The organism is Sphingobacterium mizutaii (assembly GCF_900187125.1).
Lineage (GTDB): Bacteria > Bacteroidota > Bacteroidia > Sphingobacteriales > Sphingobacteriaceae > Sphingobacterium > Sphingobacterium mizutaii.
The window spans coordinates 2,857,685-2,879,975 of the sequence record NZ_LT906468.1 but is presented as its reverse complement, the minus strand read 5'-3'; the positions used below and the strand labels follow the sequence as shown (position 1 = coordinate 2,879,975).

Sequence of the window (22,291 nt, the reverse complement as noted above, 5' to 3'; positions counted from 1 at the left end):
ATAATGTAATCTACTAATTAGGTAGATTTTATATATTTGCAACAGAATTTATAAAATATGTATATCAAATCAACCCATATTAGTTTCCGAATGTGCGTAGGAGGTAGGTAAGCGAAGGAAAACTATCTCCAGTAATTCTATTCCATTTTATTAATCCATTTCAAATTATTTACATGAACAGAACGATATATTTTTATCTCGTAGGGCTATTCTTTGCCATAGGAATTGGTCAAACACAAGCCCAAAATATCATTAAAGGTAAGGTGCTGAATGAGCTGAATCAAGCCATCTCAGGAGCTACCGTCATTGATAAAACAACACAAAAGCAAACCCAAACCAATGCAGCAGGGGAATTCAGTATTGACTCTTCGAATCCAAAGACTCAGATCAAGGTCAGGTTCTTGGGCTATCAAGATCAGGACCTAGAAGTAGGTGCATCCGAGTCCAATACGATTAAGTTAGTCCCTAGCAATGATGTATTGGAAGAAGTTGTAGTTACTGCATTAGGTATTTCAAGAGAAAAGAAAGCATTGGGATATGCTGTGCAAGAAGTAAAATCCACTGAACTGCAAACAAGACCTACCAATGCCATGGCGGCTTTGTCTGGAAAGGTTGCAGGTCTTCAGATCGTGTCATCCGGTGGAAATATGGGTGGATCTACACGTACCTTATTAAGAGGGATCAATTCTATCGCAGGAAGCAATCAACCGCTTTATGTAGTAGACGGAACTCCGATTGATAACTCCGATCTAAACTCTTCCTCAACCATCAACGGATCAGCCGGTAAAGATGTGGGGAACATGATCCAAGATTTAAACCCAGATGATATCGAGAATATCTCTGTCCTAAAGGGACCTTCAGCTGCAGCTTTATATGGTTCCAGGGCATCCAATGGGGTAATCTTGATTACCACTAAACGTGCCGGAAAGGGCGAGCAAGTTAGCATTGATTTAAATACAGGTCTGGAATTTGAAAACATTGTCAGACTCCCAAAACGCCAGCATCTTTATGGCCAAGGTTATAGCCAAAACTTTCAAACCGTCAATATTGAAGGCCAAGACTATAAAATAGTGGATTATGCAGCGGATGAGAGTTGGGGGCCTAAATTAGATGGAACTCCAGTTCTTCAATGGTACAATTTAAATCCAGAAGATGCCGCTGATTATTTAAATCCATCGCCTTGGATATATCCAGAGCATGATGTCAGCTATTTCTTCAATACTGGTTTGGCAAATACCAACAATCTAGCCATTGCAGGAAACTCAGGAAATACAAATTATAGGTTCTCATACACGAATAAAAACGTAAAAGGTACGGTGCCTAATTCTACTTTAGGTCGTAATACCTTAAACTTTTCAGGGGGAACAAAATTAGGGAAGTTGAGCATCAATTCCAGCATCAACTACATCCACAATACGTCCTTAGGAAAACCATGGACCGGAGCATCCAATAGAAATATCATCTTGGAAGCTTTCCAGTGGGGAGCAGTTCAAGTGGATTACAAACGTTTAGAAAACTACAAGCGTCCAGATGGAACACCTTTAGCATGGAATAGAACAGGTTGGCAAAATACGCCAGCTGCAGAAGCGACCCGTTTTATCGACAACCCTTATTGGTCGGCCTATGAAAGCTATTTAGAAGAAAAGAGAGACCGTTTCTATGGTAATATTGGCGCACAATATGAAGTGACCGATTGGTTGCAGATTGGCGCTAAAGTCCATGGCGATATCTATCAGTTCGGAACCCAAGATCGTATTGCGGTATACTCCCGTAGTGCTTCTCAATATGAAGAAACCAGCAATAAATTAAACGAATACAACTATGAGTTCTTGGCTACCGCCAAAAAGAACTGGGATAAGATTTCCTTGGTAGCCAATGTAGGAGCTAACTTAAGAGATCAAAATAGAAAAGTTGATTATGCCATTACCCAAGGTGGTCTGATTGTTCCAAACTATTACAACCTGAAAAACGCATCTAGCGTGAAGATCGAAAACTTCACTTACAACCGTCGTATTGCCTCTTTGTATGGTAGTGCTTCCTTTGGATACAATGATTTATTGTTCTTAGATGCAACAGTACGTAATGACTGGTCTTCGACCTTACCAAGCCATGCCAACTCTTTTATCTATCCATCGTTTACTGGAAGTTTTGTGTTTTCACAGTTGCCAGTTATCCAAAATCTAGATTGGTTGTCCTTCGGTAAAGTTAGGTTAGGTTGGGCGCAAGTCGGTAATGACACCGATCCTTACCAGTTGAACAAGGTTTATGATGTAGAGCAATCTTTTGATGGCAAACCATCCAACAAACTACCTTCAACTTTGAATAATGCAGACCTTAAACCAGAGATCACCAGTTCTTGGGAGACCGGTCTGAACTTGCAGTTCTTCAAAAATAGATTAGGTTTTGATGTGACATATTACCACAATACCTCCAGAAACCAGATCCTTCCTATTCCTGTTTCATCAGCATTTGGCTATGAAGCAAAAGTCTTGAATGCCGGAAAGGTAGAGAATAAGGGTATTGAAGTGATCTTGAATGCAACGCCAGTCCGCACTGAAGATTTCGAATGGAACTCTAGTATCAACTGGGCAAGAAATAGGAATAAAGTCCTTAAACTGGATGAACTTGTAAATACTTTAACCTTAAGCTCCACCTTGATCAATTTAGTGGCTAGAGAAGGTCAGCCTTACGGACAGCTTTTAGGTTATGATTTCGTTTATGCTGATGGACAACGCGTCATAAAAGAAGATGGAACTTATCAAAGGACTTCCCAATTGGTTCCACTAGGATCTGTTTTACCGGATTATCTATTTGGCTTCCAAAACAGTTTCCGTTATAAAAACTTCAATTTCGGATTTCTAATCGATGGTCGAGTAGGTGGAAGCTTCTATTCACAGACCTATAATGTCGGGATGTATTCAGGTATCCTAGAGCGTACCGCTGAAAATAATGTACGTGAAGATGGAATCATCTTAGAAGGTGTTAAAGCCGATGTGGTATTTAATGCAGATGGAACCTATTCCACAAGCAATATCAGGCCTAATGATACACGAATCACCGCTCAGCAATGGGGAAGAAATGAATCCAGTGGTCCGACTACCTTCTCCATTTTTGATGGCACTTTCGTAAAACTAAGAGAAGTAACTTTAGGCTATACCATTCCTTTGAATAATCCTAAAGTGGTAAAAGGAGTTCGTTTATCAGCATATGCGCGAAACGTATGGAATATCTATACCAAGAGTAAATACATCGATCCAGAATTTACCAACAGCAGTGGCAATGTTCAGGGTATAGAAGGTGGGAATATCCCAACGCCACTAACCTATGGATTTAATGTTAACCTTAAATTTTAAAGCGAGAAACCATGAAAATTAAACATATCCTATATACATCTTTGCTGTCCTTGAGTTTTATCTCCTGCTCCAAAGATACCCTCCAAGAGATTAATGTCGATCCCAATAGGCCATCCAATGTGCCTACGCCCAGTCTTTTTCTTTCTGCAGAAAGGCAGGTGGTCAATGCATTAAGAAGCGAAAGCATCCATTTCCGAGGTGCGCAACTCTTTGCCCAATATTTTAGCCAGAATATCTATACCGATCAATCTAGGTATTTGATTTCGGCAAGTTATTCCGATGAATATTGGACCAATACCTACAAAGCCCTCAGCAACCTGAATGAAATCATCGTACTGAACGAAGATGAAGCGACGAAAGTCCAAGCACAAGCAAATGGAGCGGGAGCAAATTCTACCCAGATTGCAATTGCTAGGATCCTGAAATCCTTTGCATTCCATTCCCTAACAGATGTTTTTGGAGATATCCCTTATGAATCCTATGGGAATAAAGATGCCGATTTTGAGGCCTTGAAGAGAAATCCAGATATTCTGACACCTAAATATGCTTCCCAAGAGAAGATTTACAAGGATATCCTCAATGAACTTAAGATTGCGGCTGATACATTGGCTAAATATAAGTCAGGAGTGACCTTTGGAACCTCGGATATTGTGTACCAAGGAAAGAACGAGAAATGGTTCAAGTTTGCCAATTCATTAAGACTAAGGTTAGCAAATCGCATCCTCACAAAAGATAGGGCTTTGGCAACCCAACATATTGAAGATGCCTTGAAAAAAGGAGTGTTCACGTCGAATGCGGATAATGCCGGCTTTACCTATTCCAGTGCTTCGCCCTATGAAGCTCCATTATTTAGAGCGACCGTAACGGCCAACAGAAAGGATTTTGCAGTATCCCATGTGCTTATTGATGTTTTAAAAGGAAACCGAGGTCCATTTAAGATTGAAGACCCAAGGTTGAACAAGTATGCGAAACCAAACAGCAAAAATATTTACAAGGGCCAGCCTTATGGTTTACCATTGGCAGCAGGAAATCTATTCCCATTGGATAGTATTTCATTACCAGGAGACTTGGTCAATAAGGCGAATGCCGTTGAGGTATTGCAGGAATATTCCGAAGTGGAGTTCTTGATCTCCGAATATAAAGGTTGGGAGCAGGCCAGCTATGAAAATGGAGTCAAAGCCTCTTTAGAACGCTGGGGTGCTAGTCCTGCGGAAGTAACGGCCTATTTAGCTAAAGTACCTAAAGCAAATAAGGAAAATGTCCTTTCCCAAAAATACCTCGCCTTATATGGCCAGGGAATAGAGTCTTGGACAGAGATCCGTAGAACGGGTTATCCTCTGTTCTTAGTGAAAAAGGGAGATGTGGTCTGGTCTGGAACGGTAGAAGGAAAACCAGTTTCCTATTCTTTTGTGCCTGAGATAGGAGATGCCATTCCAAGTAGATTGGTGTATCCTTTGAAGGAGCAAAGTACTAATAAGACAAACTATCAATCTGCATTGAGCAATCAAGGCGATGATGTGCAGTTCACAAAAATCTGGTGGAATAAGTAAAATGTAATCAGTTATGTAAACGGAGATCTTTTTTGGGTCTCCGTTTTTTTATGCCCAGAATTGAAAGTTGTTAGTTAAATAACTTATTGAAAAATTAATATAAACTATTTGAAATTAAAATTCTAATATCGTAATATTGCGATGTTGTTTTCATTCTTCTCTCTCGGAAGCGAGATAAACAGCTTTTTTTAACGTTTTATTTATTCATTATTATTTATGAATGCCAATTTAACAAATAGCATAAACCAATTAAACTGGAAAGGTTTTGACAACAGTTCACGAAAGGAGACCCTAAAACCACTTATCGATTTCATCCAGCATAAAACAGATGCTAAAGAGAAAATCAATATCAACTTCATCTGTACCCACAATTCACGTCGGAGTCATTTATCTCAGATTTGGTCGCAGACTGCAGCTGCCTATTTTAATATTCCCCATGTGAATTGTTATTCTGGAGGAACCGAAGAAACGAGCTTATTCCCTGCCGTGATTGATACATTGAAGCCGCAAGGTTTTGAGATTTTTAAATTATCAGAATCAGAGAATCCTATTTACGCAATAAAATATGCAAGAACAGATCCACCGATTATAGGTTTTTCTAAAAAACATGACCATCCCTTTAATCCTGCATCTGGATTTGCTGCCATCATGACCTGTTCTCAAGCCGATGCAGGTTGTCCTTTTATCGCGGGTGCCGAGAAAAGGATCCCCATAACTTACGAAGACCCTAAGATTTCAGATGGCTCCCCGGAGCAAGCAGCAGTCTATGCATCACGTAGTCTCCAGATTGCTGAGGAAATGTTCTATGTTTTTTCACAAATCAAAGCCGAATAGATGAATTCAAAACTAAAATTTCTTGACCGCTATCTAACCCTCTGGATATTTTTAGCCATGGCAATTGGAGTTACTATTGGTAAAATGTTTCCTTCCTCTTCGCAATGGATTAACCATTTTCAAACCGGATCGACGAACATTCCTTTAGCCATTGGACTTATTCTCATGATGTACCCACCATTAGCCAAGGTGAAGTATGAGCATATTGGAAAAGTTTTTCGGAATATTAAAGTATTGACGACATCCTTAATCTTAAATTGGGTTATCGGACCTGTTCTTATGTTTGTCTTGGCAATATTGTTCCTCAACGGTTATCCCGAATACATGACAGGATTGATTTTGATCGGTTTGGCTCGCTGTATCGCCATGGTGGTCGTTTGGAATGAGCTCGCGGAAGGAAATCGGGAATATGCTGCCGGATTGATTGCATTGAATAGTATCTTCCAAGTGATTTTATATAGCCTTTTTGCTTATTTTTTTATTACCGTCTTGCCTCCATATTTTGGTGTAGCAGGTATTTCAGTGGATATTTCAATCCTAGAGATTGCGAAGAGCGTTGGAATCTATCTGGGTATTCCATTTCTGATGGGAATTATCAGTCGTTATACATTGATTGCCATAAAAGGAGAAGATTGGTTCCAAAATAAATTTATTCCATTCATCTCTCCAATCACTCTTATTTCGCTACTCTTCACCATCATTGTTATGTTTAGCCTTAAAGGTGAAATGATCGTGCAATTACCTCTTGATGTGCTTAGGGTAGCCATACCTTTAGTCATTTACTTTGCCATTATGTTCGTTGTTAGCTTTCTGGCGGGGAAAAGGGTGGGGGCAGATTATTCGCAAAGCACGGCTATCGCTTTTACGGCCGCCGGGAATAATTTTGAATTGGCAATTGCGGTTGCCATTGCGGTCTTCGGAATTAATAGTGGTCAAGCATTTGTCGGGGTGATTGGGCCCTTGGTGGAAGTGCCGGCATTGATAGCATTGGTAAACCTGGCCTTTTGGTTTCGAAAAAAATATTTTATGGTGAAACCAGTGTAATTAAAAAGCATCCAGTTCAAGATAATTCAACTGGATGCTTTAATTTCTTCACTTAGCTTTTTTTCCTAGCTGTAATGGAGTACAGCATCGGAATGGTCTTCTCCAATCCTTTGATTTGATATTTGCCGGCTTCAATTTCTACTGTATTTTTAAAACAATTGTAAGGCGAATAATCATATTCTGCGAAGGATTCTATTTGCAGTCCATTGTTCAATAAACCTTGGAAAACTTCAGATAAGGAGTGGTTCCAAGAAACTTCCTCGGCAACAATGTCTGCATTCCGATCGGCATAAGTTCCTTCTTGGACTTCAATGATTGCACCATCATTAAAATAAGAATATTGGAACTTGCTGAAATCATAGTCAAACATCCAGACCACTGGATGGAACTCGACAAATACTAGTTCTCCGTCGGGTTTTAAGCATCTTGAAATTACCTCCGCCCAACGGTTCAAATCAGGTAACCAACCAATAGTTCCATAACTCGTGTAGACGATGTCAAATAGACCATTTAAAGAAGCTGGAGCATCGTATACATCCGAACAGATGAATTGGGCGTCTAAACCAAGTTGATCATTTATTTTTTGGGCTTGTTCGATGGCTCGGTCTGATAAGTCCAATCCCGTTACTTTCGCACCTAAGCGAGCAAGGGAAAGGCTATCTTGGCCAAAATGACATTGCAGATGAAGGATTTTCTTACCATTTACATCTCCCAATAATTCTATTTCAATAGGATTTAAAGAGCTTTTTCCCTTCAGAAATCCATCGTTATCATAAAAGTCACTATCCACATGTGCTGCGGTTTTTTGATTCCACAGATTTTTGTTGATCTCCTTGTAATTATGTTGCTCGTTCATGGTCTATTGGTCTTCTAAGTGTCTGCATTCCGTTTCTCAGCAGCCATTTCTTTATCCTCTTGGTTGGCCTCCAATTGATTGTCTTCCTGCTCTTCCTCTGCGCTTTTCTCAAATTGTATATGTACGAATATAGGAAAGTGATCAGAATTATAATTGTCCAATTTCTTTAATTCCCTCAATTTAAAATCGGCAGAGATAAAAGCATGGTCCAAGGGAAATTGCATCAGAGGCTGTTTGGCGTGGAAGGTATTGTAAAAACCTCTTCCTCTCCGCGGGTCGAGCAATTCGCTCATTTTCAGGAATAATTCAGTGGTATAGCTCCATGCGACATCATTTAAATCGCCAATAACAATGACCGGCAGATCACATTTTTTAGCTTTCTCAGCCACGATCAACAGCTCTTTGTCCCTTTCTGTCGATCTCGGATTCTCATTGGGAACAGGTGGAGTAGGATGGACCGCAAAAACCTGAACGAGTTGCCCCGAAGGAAGCTCAATCTGGCAATCGATACTGGGAATTTCATCTTCTACAAGGTATTTCACTTCCGCATTATGGATTGGAAATTTGGAGTAAAATAACATCCCATAGGTATTGTCAATTGGAATCTTTACCTGGTATTTGTAATCTGTTTCCAGAGATTGAGTCTGTCGATCCCATTCATGACTAGTTTCTAATAGCAGCAAAAGATCAGGCTTATTGCTATGGACCACACTCAAACAACCTTTATAATCATCGTTGTCCTCATACACATTGGAAATCATGACCTTCAGACTGTTCTTGTCATCAATCATATCTGCTTTGTAAACCTGTTTTTTACCCAATGGGGTAAAGGGAAGGATTTGTTTGAGAAGATAAATGATATTGATAAGGATTAATATCCCAAAAACCAGCAATAGGGAGTTGTGAAAATCTGCGTGGATCAAATATAGGATTATCCAAAGAACAGATAGGGCAAGTTTCTGGATTCTAGGATATTCGAATACTCGAAAGGTCCAATAATCCAGCCGAATTAGAGGAAGAATTGTAAATATTATTAGCAAACTCCCAAAAACAATTAGTGCGATTTCCATTATTACTAAAATAAGAGAAAATTGTTTTTGTTTGGAAAAGGCTAAAAATGGTACTATGGAATGATCCTCTTGCCCATAATTATCAGTCCCCTTTCGGTGTCATCCAATTGGGCGATATTGGGCAGGTTTGCCCATTCCTCAAAGCCAAAATGTTGGAAAAGTTTCAGACTCGGCTGGTTATGAGAAAAGATAAAACCTAATAAGGTTTTAATGCCCAATCCAGGTGCCTGGCTGATGGCATATTCTAAGGCGGTTTTGCCCAATCCCATTCCCCTTACAGTTGGATCCAAATAAATGCTGATCTCAGCAGTCGCATTGTAGGCGGGTCTGCCATAAAAAGATTGAAAACTAAGCCAACCAACGGTGTTATTCTCCATCTCCAAAATCCATAAAGGCCTATGCTTAGCATTGTGTTCATAAAACCAATTGTTCCTGCTTTCAACAGATACAGGTTCTAGATCAGCAGTAACCATTCTAGAAGCAATGGTGGTATTGTATATTTCTACAATCTGGTTAAGATCTGCATAATTAGCCTCCCTGAATTTTATATTAGTCATGTGGATTTCTTTGGACAAATATAAGGTTTTGAGAGAGGTTTTGGAGTAGGGTTGGCGTCAGGATATTTGGGGTTCTACGACCATCTGGGATTTGAACCAGGATGGTTGGGATGGGAGGATAGACCAAGATCAGGAAATGAACCAGGATGCCCTTCGACGCCCCTTCGGCTCCCCTTCGGTTCCGCTAAGGGTGCGGCTCAGGGTACGGGATGGGAGGATGGACCAAGATCTGGGAGTTGCATCTTTGACTATATATGACCCCAATTCCGTAGGGGCTTATTGCATAAGCCCGCATCCAATTTTGAACATATGATAGGTTTGCATTGGCAAACAGTTACGCAAGCCAGGTTCACAATCATTCCATCAACCTGAGATAAAAAATTTGACCTAAATTTATTAGAAGGTGAAGGCTGCAAAGTGCAAGGCAAAAAAATCGTTTTTTATATTTTTGAGATATAACCCTATCGGGATTCCATTATTTTAGCAGACATGGCACATTAGGCTGGAAGTCGCGCAAAAACGATGTTCGATTAATCGAACATCGTTTTTGCATTAACCCTATATTGTTCAATACCATTCGTGCTAAAATAATTTATCCCCGCTGGGGATGTATGGCGGATAATAAAAATTCTTCAGATAAATAAATATGGGACAAAATGGCTAGAAACACAGTTTTAACAAAATGTTCATCCTGGAGGTCGCGCAAAAACGTATTATCCCCCAAATAATCTTGGCCCATCCTCTTATCCTTGGTTGGCGAGCGGAGTCGACCCACATCCTGGTTCCACCCCGATCTTGGCCCATCCTCTTATCCTCGGTTGGCGAGCGGAGTCGAGCCATATCCTGGTTCAAATACCAAAATATCCACTCCAAACATCCTCTTTTTATTTATTTACTTTAAGATGTCCATTGTTTTCGGATAATTTATTAAATTACAATAATCTGATAATCAGGGTTATTCCAATAAATCAAAATACTATGGAACCAAGAAATAGGAAGAGTTACGATACGTTAAGTGAGGCTGTCAATGACTTGCAAAGCATGGGTTATGTAGAAGATTTTGTGATTCAGGAGGAGGGGGAGTGTTTGTTTTGTGTAGGTCGTTCGATGGAGCTTTCTCCAGAGCAATTTGTGATCGATGAGATTTACCGTTTTGAAGGGATGACGGATCCGGGGGATGAAAGCATTTTGTTTGCTATTTCCTCGACCGATAACCTCATCAAAGGATTAGTGATCAATAGCTTTGGTGCTGATTTTAGTTTTACGGCTTCGCGATTGGTTGAAGAATTAAATCGAAGATCAAGAAATGATTAAACTGTTTGGTTTATTGTTTCTTCTCAATCTTGTACACACAGCGGTTATCATCTGCTAAAATATGTTTGACCCGATTTACCTCCAGGTCCTCACCTAATAATGCCCTGAAGTTCTTGAGTTCTGCCCGGCAGAATTGCTGACATTCCGTTGCGGCAGCACAAATTGGACAATGATTTTCAATTAAGTAATAGGTCTGTCCCTCTTTCTTCCATTCCGCCATATAGCCTTCTTCAGACCTGATTTGAGCCAATTTCTTTAATTTGTCACTGATGCTTTTGGAACCCTTTAGTTTTTCTTCATACCTCAAATAGGAGCTTTTTTCACGATCTGTGATCAGCAAGTCTAAGGCATTATCGCCCAAGAGCGACTTGATGGACTGTAGAAGTTGTACCGTAATATCGGCATGGTTGTCGGGAAACTTGGCAAGTCCGGTCTGGCTTAAGGAATAAAAGGTAAAAGGTCTACCAACCCCTGATTTTTTGCATACGCCATGGACCAAACCTTCTTCAGAAAGCTTTAATAATTGTTGCCTCGCACCTTCCTTGCTGATGCCTAATTCCTCAGCGATGCAAGCGGCATCAATTTCACCACGCATCTTCATCAACATAATAATTTTGTCCGAATTGCTCTTCTTCATTAGCCAAGTTATTTCTTGCTTTATTCTAGCAAATATAAATAAATAATTTCAATAGATTTTTTCTAAGGAGAATAGGAAAAATCTATATTTCCCCCTAATACAGTGTTATTTGTTCTTTTAAAGGTTATTTTATCATTAATCCAGCATTAATTTTGCTTTAATAAAACAAGTGTATACTTGTTTTATTAAAGCTATTTTTTAACTTTGATATACACAATCTGGAATAGATTGTTAGCTATTACTTCAATTAACACAACCTTATCATGGAGAACTACATATTATCCTTTCGAGCACCATTAAATGCGCTTTTGCAAAGGCAACAAATCTTTGAAAAGTTAGCTCGCGAATATCCTCAATTGGGTCCGATATCGATTGATATGGATGATAAACAATATGTCATGAATGTCCATGCTCCAGGTCGGCTGGAGAACGACATTCAAAACACCTTGTTGAGCTACGGATTCCGCGTCGCTTTCCTAAAAGCTGATTTGATCAAAGTACTTGATCCTAAGGTCAAGATTGCTTAATATTTTTTCATTTCTATTTGTCTGGCGGGTCTTTCTGTTGAAGGATCCGCTTTTTTGTTTCGCTAAAAACCAGCATTTTCTGAAGAAAAATAAAAGTTACGGCCTTACTTAATGAAAATTTTTAATAATTAATACTTGTTTTATTTAAGGAATAATGCGCCTAGATTTCGATTTAAGCAAGAAAATGCTTTCGAAACAAGAATTTTTGCAGGATGGTACAGGATGGATGGGAAATGGAATCTTTTTAGATTTGGACAAAGGGCATTGGTACTGCTTTAAAAATAAAACCTAAACTCAACCTTGGTGAAGGGTTATAATTACAATAGGATGGGCCTTGCATAGTTATAACCCCTTACTTTATAAAGTTTCATTGATAAATAACAAAACGACATACAAGATCATCATTAATTAAATTGGTTCATAAGGGTTATCAAAACCCGTTTCTGTAAATTCCCCAAAGCCCTTTGGGGAATTTTTTTTATCTTTCTAATCCCCTGTTGGTTTTCAAAGAACCTGGGTTTCCCTTGGTCATTATTGTAGCTCAATTTATTCCGGAGCAATCAGAATAGGTCTTGCTTTTTTCTTAACCTTATTCGAGGCATATTTTGAATTTTCCGAATATGCCTCGAATAAGAGTAAAACCAGGTTCGATTGATCTTCTCCATCCAAACCTTATCTAGAAGAAAAAAATAAGGACAATATTATAGCTTAAAAACTTCCTGCTTGATTAAAATGGAATCTGAATAAAAACAGTATTTTTGGTTATGTCAAAAGAACAATTTTCAGGATTTACTTTTAGAAAAGCTTTGCCAGAGGAAGCAGAGTTGATTTGGTCCATTATGCAAGAGGCGATCGATAAAAGGCGCGAGGAGGGAAGTAACCAATGGCAAGATGGTTATCCTAACCTTGATGTGGTGAAAACAGATATTGAAAAGGGGTATGGTTATGTGAGTATTGATCCCAGGGGAAAATTGACGGGCTATTTGGCGCTGATTTTTGATGGAGAGCCAGCCTATGAGGCGATCGCCGATCAATGGTTGACCAATAGGCCTTTTTCTGTAGTGCATAGGATTGCTGTTTCCCAAGCGAATTATGTGAAAGGGCAGGCGACCTGGATGCTGGAGGAAGCTCAGAAGCTGAGTTTTGACAATGGTTATTTGAGCCTGAAAGTGGATACCAACTTTGATAATACGGGGATGTTAAGGGTATTGGAAAAGTTAGGCTATGTGTATTGTGGGGAGGTATACTTCCGGGGTAGCGCTAGGAAAGCTTTCGAAAAGAAATTAGATGATTAAAAAAGCTTAAATAATAATTGAGAAATAAATAGAAAGAGGTTCGAAAGAACCTCTTTTTTTGATGAAATACTTTTTTTTTCTGTCACCAAACCCAAGAATTAAACAGGATTTGTTTAATAAAGTTTGTTTGGAATATTAAAAAATTAACTCGGTAATTTTCCAACGCGCATAATGATCTTCCAGGTTACCTGTTTAGCTTCTTCCTCATCCTTCCAAAAGGGGACTAATTCCTCCTTTAATTTAAAGAGAGGATTTCTTTCTTCCTGTTGGATATAGCGTTGTGTAGCAGACCAGCTCAACAGATGGCCAAGGAAATCCTGGAGTTTATATTTTTTGTGGATATAGAATTCAGGAGGTTCAATTTCCCGGAAAGGAAAAGGTATGGTGGTGTAACCCTGTTGCAGTAATTTGATCTCAGAAGGCCAATATGGACCTACGGTCTTATCATGGAAATTTTGGGTGATGGGATCGATGTTTTTGTCTACTTGTGGGACAGCATAGGCCCAGACAGCAATAATTCCATCTTTTTTAAGGACTTTTTTTGCAGCTTCGTAGAACTTGTCGATATCGAACCAGTGTATGGCTTGTGCCACAGTGATTATATCAACAGCATGCTCAGGAAGGCTGGGTTCTTCTGCCTTTTCCACATGGTAAGTCACCTTTTCATGCTCGAAAGCATTTTTTATTTGGGCTTCGCTAGGGTCTGAGGCATAGACTTGATTATAAAAGTCGGCTAAATGTATGGCAGATTGGCCGTTTCCCGTTCCACAGTCCCATGCCAAATCATGCGCTGGAGTTAAGTTGCTGAGATAATCATACAGCTCGTGAGGGTATGATGGTCTAAACTGAGCATAAATAGATGCTTGTTTAGAGAAGTTGTCGCTAAAAGTTGCCATAGTACCTTTTTTTTACATCTATTTGTCTCTTAAATTTACGAATAATTGATGAGCAAAAAAGCTATTGTTTAAGATAATTTTTATTGATTATTAAGAGGATATGAATTTAGTAGATTTTTAATGACAGGTTTTTTTTAATGTGGACCTTCTTTAAAAATTGAACTTATCGAGGTCTAATTCACAGAAAAAAGAAGGAGATCCTTCGTAATCAAAAATTTCACCGATTTCAAAACCCATTTTCTTGAGCACATTTAGTGAGCCTACGTTTTCAGGATGTACCGTAGCGTAGACTTTCTTAAGGTTCAGGACCTCCTTGGCATATTTCAAGCTGGCAATACATGCCTCTGAGGCAAATCCATTTCCCCAAGCTTTCTTTTGAGTCTATAACCTAGGTCATAAAAATTACTGATCCCATTCAAGGGCTCCTTGATGTACTTTAATCCACACCAGCCAATCATTTCCATACCGTCTTTTTTGATAATGGCCCAGCGAGCAACGCCATTTTCTAGGTATTGGGTTTTAATAAATTGTATTGCTTCATCAATTTCTTGGATGGATTTTACAGGTTGGTTGAAGATATACTGATGTACCTCGGGGTCAGCATCCATTTCGAACATGTCATTACGGTCGGCTGTGGAAATTTCACGGAGAATCAGCCTTTTGGTTTCAGAAACTGTGGACATTTTTGGTTAAAGTTTATTAATTGGTTTAATAAAATTACAGAAATATAGTTGTTGAAGCAATATTTTATTTTTTTGTCGAAATAATCTGACAAAATAACGGAAATTTTGCAAATAATATTTGGCTATTAAGTCCTTATTTATCTAATTTAGTCGTTTAATAATTCTAAAATTAGTTTAATAAATCGTATTTTAACTACCTAAGAAAATCATAGTCAAAAAGTCATCAGCCTTGATGACTTTTTTTTGTGAAATAAACAGCCTCATCAAAAATTCTTGGTTCCATATAGGATAATTGCAAAGCGCTAAGATTTCCATCTGGTATAATTAACAATTACTTAATGTTTATATGTTAAATTTTAAACCAACTTCATCTAGTTTTATGAAAATTTTAATTTATAAAATAATGAAAAAATTGATTTTTAGCAAAGTATGCAATGCTTAATGGATTGATTTATAGTTTGCTGAAAAAAAATTCAGGCTTGGTTATTTATTGCGATTCAATAATTCTGTTGTTTTCTCTTTATTAAAAATATAATAAAAAATATGTTTTAATATTAAATTAATTTAAATATAGTTACTTTTGTACAGGTAATTCCTTTGGGTAGTAATTAAAATTTATTGCAGATTAATAACGCTAATCGCAATGGGCTGAGTTGTATATATGCTATATATACGTTTCGGTACAGTGGTTTATTGACTAAAAGCGATTGCGGACATGATTGGGGAGGAGCAATAAGCTTTTGAAATATCTTAATTATTTTAATATGGAAATACCAAACAACACTTTGGAAGGGCAGGATCTTGAAAGGAAACTACAGGATGTCGCTGCGAATTGTTTTACCACTTCAAAAAACTTAGAAAACTTGAGTGTTGAGCAACGATCGCAGATAATCAACCTATTTGAACGCATCAAATATAAGGACATAATTGATCAAGGATTTTGGAGCTTAGGCGGTGGGTTGACCCATTATAAACTTAGCTTAAACGAGATAAAACTGACCTTATTGGAAGTTTTGTCTTCACGTTCGGATGATAAAGAAAGATTGATCCTTAAAGAGATGTTTCTGTTCTTGAACATCCTTGATGAACCCAGTTTCTATCAATTATTTGCATTGAGACAATTGATACACTGTCCAGAAGAAATCTTTGACGAAAAGATAAAAGAGATTTCTGGAAATTACTTTGAATAATCATTCAACAATTTTAGGCATCGGCGGATAAGCAAGACCTTCCATTTGCCCTGGTTTTCTTCTAGTTTTTTGGCCAGGACAAATATAAAACCTCTTATTTATAGAAGGAATTTGCAATCTGTCTGATGCCTTTTGTTTTAACGGATAATTTATGGAAATTTGACCATTATTTCCTAAATTTATCCCAATAAGAGCATTAATTTATTTCTGTTTAATCTATGCTCTTTGAAACCAAATAAACTTATATGCTTTCGACACCAATTAGCCCTGAACACCAATTTTTCAGGGAGAGTTTACGTTCATTTATCAAAAAAGAAATCCTTCCACATATCGATGAATGGGAGAGTACCTGTAAAATTGATAAAGCCATCTGGCGGAAAATGGGAGAGATGGGTTACTTAGGCCTAATTTATCCCGAAGAATATGGCGGATTAGACCTAGATTTCTATTATTCCCTAATATTTTGCGAAGAACTATCATATTGCTTTTCTGGAGGGTTTACCATTTCTGCGCTTGTAATAGAATATATGTCTGCGCCTTATTTATTGAAATATGGTTCGACATTTCTCAAAGAAAAGTACTTGAGTAGGGTCATTTCTGGGGAACTGGTTAGTGCAATTGCAATTACTGAACCTGGAGCTGGTTCGGATGTTCAGAACATCAAGACCACAGCGATTGATCAGGGTGATTATTTCTTGGTCAATGGCTCCAAGACTTTTATCACCAATGGCTATTACGGTGATTTCTATATTACCGTGGTAAAAACAGATCCAAAAGCAGGATCCTCAGGGATTAGCTTATTGTTGATCGATAAAGGGTCAGAAGGCTTGACAACCAATAAGATCCAGAAATTAGGTTGGCATGCTTCCGATACTGCCGAACTGGGCTTTGATAATGTAAAGGTTCCAAAAGACCACTTAATTGGTGAATTGGGAAAAGGATTTAAATATTTGATGGGCGGATTGCAGCTCGAGCGTTTGACAGCTGCCATACATAGCCTCGCTACCGCGGAATCAGCAGTAGAATACACACTCAATTATCTGAAAGAAAGGTCGGCATTTAACAAACAATTGAAGGATTTTCAAGTTATTCGTCATAGAGTGTCGCAGATGATGGCCGATATTGAGGTTTTAAAAAGTTTCGTCTATCACTGTTGTGACCTTGAGAATCAGAAAAAATATGCAGTTAAGGAATGTTCCATTGCTAAACTGCAATGTAGTGAGCTGGCCATCAAAATTGTTGGGGAATGCCTGCAGTTGTTTGGTGGCTATGGCTTTACAGAAGATTATAAGATTTCCAGATTATACCGAGATGTACGTGTTGGTACCATCATTGGGGGAACATCGGAAATTATGCTTGAAATTCTGTCGAAGATATTCATTGATGAAGTGGATTATGAAAAACGATAATTAACCGATGTAAATAAGAGGATAATGAGTAAAATTAAGGAGAGAATTAAAGAGCAAATCAGTGTCAGTAAAAATGCTGATGGGGTCTATCAATTGAGATGGATCAACGTAAGATCGCGCCCACATGATCTTTCATTAGATGAATTCAAGTTCTGTATCGAACTACTTCTTTCTGTCCTTAAGAAAAGTGATTGTACTAGTTTGCAATTGATCTTGGAAGGAAAGTTTAGGGATGCAGATTATGAGGAATTGATCTATATGGCCGGAAAAGAAGGTTTCCTTACTAAATTAGAGCATATCGATGAAATGATCATTGAGCTTTCTGAAATCGAGAAACCGACGGTTGTTTTATTTGATAAAGCTTGTACAGGTTTGGCAGCTGCTTTTCTGTTGCTATTTGATCGACGTATTGGGATCGGTCCTAAAGCCAAGATGGGTTTCCCAGAAGGTGCCTTTGGCATGTTGACCGGTAACGGAAGCTTCAGTAAATTATTAGGGCTTGTGGATGCAGAATTTGTTTTCGATCTATTAAATTCAGGTAGGTTGATCAAACCTGAGGAAGCTGAAAAAACAGGTCTTATCCAAGATAGAATCAGTTCTTGGGAACAGGTTCAAGCTTGGCTCCAGGAAAATTCAGCCCTCAATAAGTCCCATAAGTTCAAATGGAAGGTTGATCAGGGTAAATTATCAGAAGCCATACAAAAATTAAATGCCAAGGCTATAAAGCCTTTGTTGCTGACTGAGGTAATATTGAGTTTGATACAAGGTTCTGAAGGGCAGAGCTATAAAGAGTTGCTGACAAAGGAACACCTTGCCTATGTAGGTTTGTTGACCGCGAAGGAAACCCTAACAAGGGTGAGAACATTCCATTATGCAGTTGAGGATGCGATTTCCATGTGTAAAGAAGTTGAAGATGCGGAAATCAGCAAGGTCGCAGTTATCGGAGCTGGGATGATGGGTTCTGGTATAGCCTATGAAGTGGCGAAAGCAGGAATTGATGTGATCTTAAAGGATGTGGATCTGCAAAATGCCGAAAAGGGCAGAGCTTATTCTGAGAAGCTGTGCAATAAACTGATTGAATTGAATAAGATGAAGGAGGATGATAAGCCTAAGATATTAGAGCGCATTCTTCCTACGGATCAATTAGAGGATTTAGATGGTGCGGAAATTATTGTTGAAGCAGTCTTTGAAGATAAGCGATTGAAAGCGGAAGTCATCAATGATAGCAAGCGATATTTAGCACAAAGTGGTCTATTCGCATCCAATACTACTTCTTTGCCGATCAGTAAATTATCGAAATCATTTGATGATCCTAGTCGTTTTATTGGTTTGCATTTTTTCTCGCCGGTAGATCGTATGGCATTGGTGGAAGTCATCCGCGGTAAGGAAACCTCGGAGGAAACACTGGATAAAGCATTGAGTTTTGTCGGTAAACTCAAAAAGATCCCGATCGTGGTGAATGATGGACCGGCATTTTTTACCTCCCGAATATTTTTCTATTACCTATTGGAAGGAATTACCATGTTGTTAGAGGGTGTTCCTATGGAAAGAATTGAGGAAGGCGCTAAGCTTGCAGGTTTTGCCGTAGGTCCATTAGCGGTTTTGGATGAGATCTCATTGCCATTGATGGTCCATGTATATGAACAGTTGCCTGATATGAGCTTCAGTCAGAAGAGAGTATACAACTACCTACAGCGGATGATCAAAAAAGGAAGGACCGGAAGAAAATCCAGTCGTGGGTTTTATGATTATCCAGATAATAAGCCTAAAAAATACTATTCCGATCCTGAATTAAAGGATCTTGATAGCCAAATTTCTGCAAAAGATATCCAAGATCGATTATTGGCGGTTTTGGCTTTGGATAGTTATCGTTGTCTGGAAGAAGGGATTTTATTTAGTCCAATTGATGGGGATCTAGGTTCCGTAATGGGATTAGGCTATCCAGTTCAGACCGGTGGGGTATTTGGTTATATCGATATGATCGGTTTGGATGAATTCGTCAAGATCTGTGAAAATTTCAGTCAATATGGCGATGAATGGGAGATCCCAGATTCATTGGTCAAATTGAGAGATGAAGGTTTCCAGTTTTATGATGGATTTGAATCTAACTGGGTTGATGAGTAGGGAGATCTGAAAACCTTCAGAAAAAGACAGTGAAATTGGGCTTATGGTACATAAGCCCAATTTTTATTTATGCTGAGTGATTGTCGCACAAGGGATCACCCCTAGAAGGGGTTAACATTTTTCTATACCCTTTTAGTGTCACCCTGAAGGCTCTGCCGAAGGGTCTCGGAACGTTACATTGTAATCCTTGATCGATGATCAAGGACCTGTTCGCCAATGGAATTATGGTTTGCAAAGATCCGAGATTCTTCCTTCGTCAGAATGACACCGGAAAGGAACGATTTTTTGCGATAAACTGCCCTAGAAGGGGTGAAATATTTGTAGAAGGATGTAACATTTTTCTATACCCTTTTAGTGTCACCCTGAAGGCTCTGCCGAAGGGTCTCGGAACGTTACATTCTTCAATAGAAATGGTTTTCTCATCTTACGATTTCGAAATGACAAAATCTTCCTAAAAAAATAAAAACAATAGATTCTTCGCTGTGCTCTGAATCCCTCTCAGGAGGCTTCCAATTCTGAACGATTAGTGAAGAATCTGTACGTAAATGTCCCAACATGTGCTTGTCATCCTTGATCGAAGATTAAGGACCTGTTCGCCAATGGAATTATGGTTTGCAAAGATCCGAGATTCTTCCTTCGTACCAATGACAAGTTTGTTAAATCTGTGTTTCTTGGTATTTAGAGCTATATTTATTTATCTGGAGAATATATTTTTTCCGCCATACATCCCCAGAGGGGATGAATTATTTTAGCATCAATGGTAAACAATATAGGGCTAATGCAAAAACGATGTTCGATTAATCGAACATCGTTTTTGCGCGACTTCCAGGCTAACGTGCCATGCCAGCTAAAATAATGGAACCCCAAAAGGGGTTATATCTTTAAAATTAAAAAAACATTTTTTGCCTTCCACTTTGCTGTCATCACCTTCCAATAAATTTAGTCCAAATTTTTACTTCGTCAGAATGACGCCGGAAAGGAACGATTTTTTGCGATAAACAGCCCTAGAAGGGCAGAATTATTTCAAGTATGTAAGGAGCGGGCTTATGCAATAAGCCCCTACGAAAACGGGGTTAAATCTGCCCCAGAAAGCAATGTTCATTCCCACGATCTTGGTTTATCCAGTGGGTAAACGTCATCTCGGCGGTTATCGAAGTCGAGATGCCGCTCGAAGATTAAGGACCTGTTCGTCAATGGAATTATGGTTTGCATGGTTCCGAGATTCTTCCTTCGTCAGAAAGACAGCGGAAAGGATGTTTTTTTTGCAATAAACAGCCCTAGAAGGGCAGAATTATTTCAAGTATGTAAGGGGCGGGCTTATGCAATAAGCCCCTACGAAAATGGGGTTAAATCCGCCCCAGAAAGCAATGTTCATTCGCACGATCTTGGTTTATCCAGTGGGTAAACGTCATCTCGGCAGTTATCGAAGTCGAGATGCCGCTCGATGATCGTCGAAGGGCATCCTGGTTCAAAAAAAAGCGGCCATTACAGCCGCATTTTATTTATACCATTAAATCCACTAATTCATGGACTGGGATATCTTTGATTTTATCATAATCCAAGGTGTTTTCGAGAATTGTTTTTTGTTGTTTTTCTGCGAAAACACGTGCAAGGTTGATTTTATATTTTTCTATCAATTTAGGGATTCCTTCATCGCGGCGTCTACGGTGCCCAATTGGATATTCAACAACCACCTCTTCGAAGATGCTACCATCATTCAGTTCGAGGGTTAATGCGTTGGCAATGGATCTCTTTTCAGGATCGTGATAATCCTTGGTAAATTGCGGGTCTTCGAAACAGGTAATTTTCTCTCTCAAGGCATCAATCCTCGGATCAGAAGCAATATTGTCTTCATAATCAGCGGCTGTAAGACGGCCAAAGATCAAAGGCACAGCCACCATATATTGGATGGCATGGTCACGGTCCGCTGGGTTGTGAAGAGGACCTTTCTTATCTATGATTCGAATGGCTGCTTCATGGGTTCTAATTTTGATGCTTTTGATATCATCAGAAGTCTTACCTGCATCTTTTAATTGCTGATGTAAGGTCATTGCAGCTTCTACAGCCGTTTGAGAGTGGAATTCTGCTGGGAATGAAATCTTGAACAATACATTCTCCATGACATAAGTGCCGTAAGGACGTTGGAATTTAAATGGATTACCTTTAAACGAAACGTCATAAAAACCCCATACTGGAGCTGTTAAGACAGATGGGTATCCCATTTCACCTTTTTGGGCAATGAGAGCCAAACGAACGGCTCTCGATGTTGCATCACCGGCAGCCCAAGATTTGCGGCTTCCAGTATTTGGAGCATGTCTATAGGTTCTCAGTGACTGTCCATCCACAAAGGCTAAAGAAAGGGCATTGATCAATTCTTCTCTGTTCAAGCCCAATAGTTTACTCACGACAGCGGTTGAGGCCACTTTCACTAAAATAACATGGTCAAGTCCAACCTTATTGAATGAGTTTTCCAATGCCAACACACCTTGAACTTCATGCGCCATGATCATTGATTCCAATACGTCTAGCATGACCAATGGTTTTTTACCGGCAGCAATTCTATTTCTAGAGATCCAATCGGCTACTGCCAGGATCCCGCCTAAATTGTCTGAAGGGTGTCCCCATTCTGCGGCCAACCAAGTGTCGTTGAAATCTAGCCAACGCACCATTGCGCCAATATTGAAGGCTGCTTGGATCGGGTCTAATTGAAATGGAGTTCCTGGAACCTTGGCGCCATTTGGAACTACTGTTCCGGGAACAATGGGCCCCATAAGTTTTGTGCAAGCAGGATAGGTTAAAGCTTCGAAACCACAACCGATGGTATCGAGGAAGCAATAGTGTGCTGTTTTTAAGGCAAGGTCACTATTGATTTTAAAATCAAGGATATAATCTGCAATATCAACCAAAACCTGGTCAGGATTTGGTCTGTTGTTTGAAATATGTGATGACATT

The 22,291-nt window shown here is 39.0% G+C and carries 16 protein-coding genes and 1 pseudogene; 10 read left to right on the top strand and 7 right to left on the bottom strand.

Features of this window, described 5'->3' with window-relative positions:
- Positions 1-173: 173 nt before the first annotated feature.
- From CKW03_RS12390 to arsB, 4 genes are all read left to right on the top strand, one after another.
- Positions 174-3,353 (top strand): SusC/RagA family TonB-linked outer membrane protein, encoded by a 3,180-nt coding sequence (locus tag CKW03_RS12390; RefSeq protein WP_093097376.1) that lies wholly within the window; start codon positions 174-176, stop codon positions 3,351-3,353.
- 11 nt (positions 3,354-3,364) lie between these two features.
- Positions 3,365-4,903, top strand: a complete 1,539-nt coding sequence (locus CKW03_RS12385; protein WP_093097374.1) for a SusD/RagB family nutrient-binding outer membrane lipoprotein — start codon at positions 3,365-3,367, stop codon at positions 4,901-4,903.
- A 216-nt stretch (positions 4,904-5,119) separates the two neighbouring features.
- Positions 5,120-5,737: a low molecular weight phosphatase family protein gene (locus CKW03_RS12380; protein ID WP_093097373.1), complete on the top strand. Its 618-nt coding sequence runs from the start codon at positions 5,120-5,122 to the stop codon at positions 5,735-5,737.
- Positions 5,738-6,781, top strand: a complete 1,044-nt coding sequence (gene arsB / locus CKW03_RS12375; RefSeq protein WP_093097370.1) for an ACR3 family arsenite efflux transporter — start codon at positions 5,738-5,740, stop codon at positions 6,779-6,781. It begins immediately after the preceding gene.
- 52 nt (positions 6,782-6,833) lie between these two features.
- On the opposite strand, the gene CKW03_RS12370 is transcribed toward arsB, so the two are convergent.
- The 3 genes from CKW03_RS12370 to CKW03_RS12360 all read right to left on the bottom strand — a co-directional run bounded on the left by CKW03_RS12370 (position 6,834) and on the right by CKW03_RS12360 (position 9,264).
- The gene (locus CKW03_RS12370) at positions 6,834-7,637 is read right to left on the bottom strand and encodes a class I SAM-dependent methyltransferase (RefSeq protein WP_093097368.1); all 804 of its coding nucleotides are present in this window, start codon (positions 7,635-7,637) and stop codon (positions 6,834-6,836) included.
- A 14-nt stretch (positions 7,638-7,651) separates the two neighbouring features.
- Positions 7,652-8,560: an endonuclease/exonuclease/phosphatase family protein gene (locus CKW03_RS12365; RefSeq protein ID WP_236736471.1), complete on the bottom strand. Its 909-nt coding sequence runs from the start codon at positions 8,558-8,560 to the stop codon at positions 7,652-7,654.
- 200 nt (positions 8,561-8,760) lie between these two features.
- Positions 8,761-9,264: a GNAT family N-acetyltransferase gene (locus CKW03_RS12360; protein WP_175486293.1), complete on the bottom strand. Its 504-nt coding sequence runs from the start codon at positions 9,262-9,264 to the stop codon at positions 8,761-8,763.
- A gap of 978 nt (positions 9,265-10,242) precedes the next feature.
- Between CKW03_RS12360 and CKW03_RS12355 the strand changes: the two genes are divergently transcribed.
- Positions 10,243-10,578, top strand: coding sequence for a phosphoribosylpyrophosphate synthetase (locus tag CKW03_RS12355; protein ID WP_093097814.1), 336 nt, complete (start codon positions 10,243-10,245; stop codon positions 10,576-10,578).
- A gap of 10 nt (positions 10,579-10,588) precedes the next feature.
- Here the strand turns inward: CKW03_RS12355 and CKW03_RS12350 are convergent, their stop codons facing one another.
- Complete coding sequence (locus CKW03_RS12350; RefSeq protein ID WP_093097364.1) at positions 10,589-11,215, bottom strand: helix-turn-helix transcriptional regulator; 627 nt, start codon at positions 11,213-11,215, stop codon at positions 10,589-10,591.
- 263 nt (positions 11,216-11,478) lie between these two features.
- On the opposite strand from CKW03_RS12350, the gene CKW03_RS12345 reads away from it, so the two are divergent.
- Complete coding sequence (locus CKW03_RS12345; RefSeq protein WP_093097362.1) at positions 11,479-11,742, top strand: hypothetical protein; 264 nt, start codon at positions 11,479-11,481, stop codon at positions 11,740-11,742.
- Between the two features lie 764 nt (positions 11,743-12,506).
- Positions 12,507-13,037: a GNAT family N-acetyltransferase gene (locus CKW03_RS12340; RefSeq protein WP_093097361.1), complete on the top strand. Its 531-nt coding sequence runs from the start codon at positions 12,507-12,509 to the stop codon at positions 13,035-13,037.
- Positions 13,038-13,180: 143 nt separating this feature from the next.
- On the opposite strand, the gene CKW03_RS12335 is transcribed toward CKW03_RS12340, so the two are convergent.
- Together CKW03_RS12335 and CKW03_RS12330 are read right to left on the bottom strand one after the other, a co-directional pair.
- On the bottom strand, positions 13,181-13,933 hold the full coding sequence (locus CKW03_RS12335; protein ID WP_093097359.1) for a class I SAM-dependent methyltransferase: 753 nt from the start codon (positions 13,931-13,933) through the stop codon (positions 13,181-13,183).
- A gap of 150 nt (positions 13,934-14,083) precedes the next feature.
- Positions 14,084-14,541: pseudogene (locus tag CKW03_RS12330) on the bottom strand (GNAT family N-acetyltransferase).
- A gap of 839 nt (positions 14,542-15,380) precedes the next feature.
- Here CKW03_RS12330 and CKW03_RS12325 point away from each other — a divergent pair.
- From CKW03_RS12325 to CKW03_RS12315, 3 genes are all read left to right on the top strand, one after another.
- Positions 15,381-15,806 carry a hypothetical protein gene (locus tag CKW03_RS12325; protein WP_093097358.1) on the top strand — a complete coding sequence of 142 codons (426 nt, stop codon included), beginning with the start codon at positions 15,381-15,383 and terminating at the stop codon, positions 15,804-15,806.
- A gap of 245 nt (positions 15,807-16,051) precedes the next feature.
- Positions 16,052-17,215, top strand: coding sequence for an acyl-CoA dehydrogenase family protein (locus CKW03_RS12320; protein WP_093097356.1), 1,164 nt, complete (start codon positions 16,052-16,054; stop codon positions 17,213-17,215).
- Positions 17,216-17,239: 24 nt separating this feature from the next.
- Positions 17,240-19,339 (top strand): 3-hydroxyacyl-CoA dehydrogenase NAD-binding domain-containing protein, encoded by a 2,100-nt coding sequence (locus tag CKW03_RS12315; protein WP_093097354.1) that lies wholly within the window; start codon positions 17,240-17,242, stop codon positions 19,337-19,339.
- 1,502 nt (positions 19,340-20,841) lie between these two features.
- Here CKW03_RS12315 and CKW03_RS12305 read toward each other — a convergent pair.
- Positions 20,842-22,290 (bottom strand): bifunctional 2-methylcitrate dehydratase/aconitate hydratase, encoded by a 1,449-nt coding sequence (locus CKW03_RS12305; RefSeq protein WP_093097351.1) that lies wholly within the window; start codon positions 22,288-22,290, stop codon positions 20,842-20,844.
- Position 22,291 lies beyond the last annotated feature (1 nt).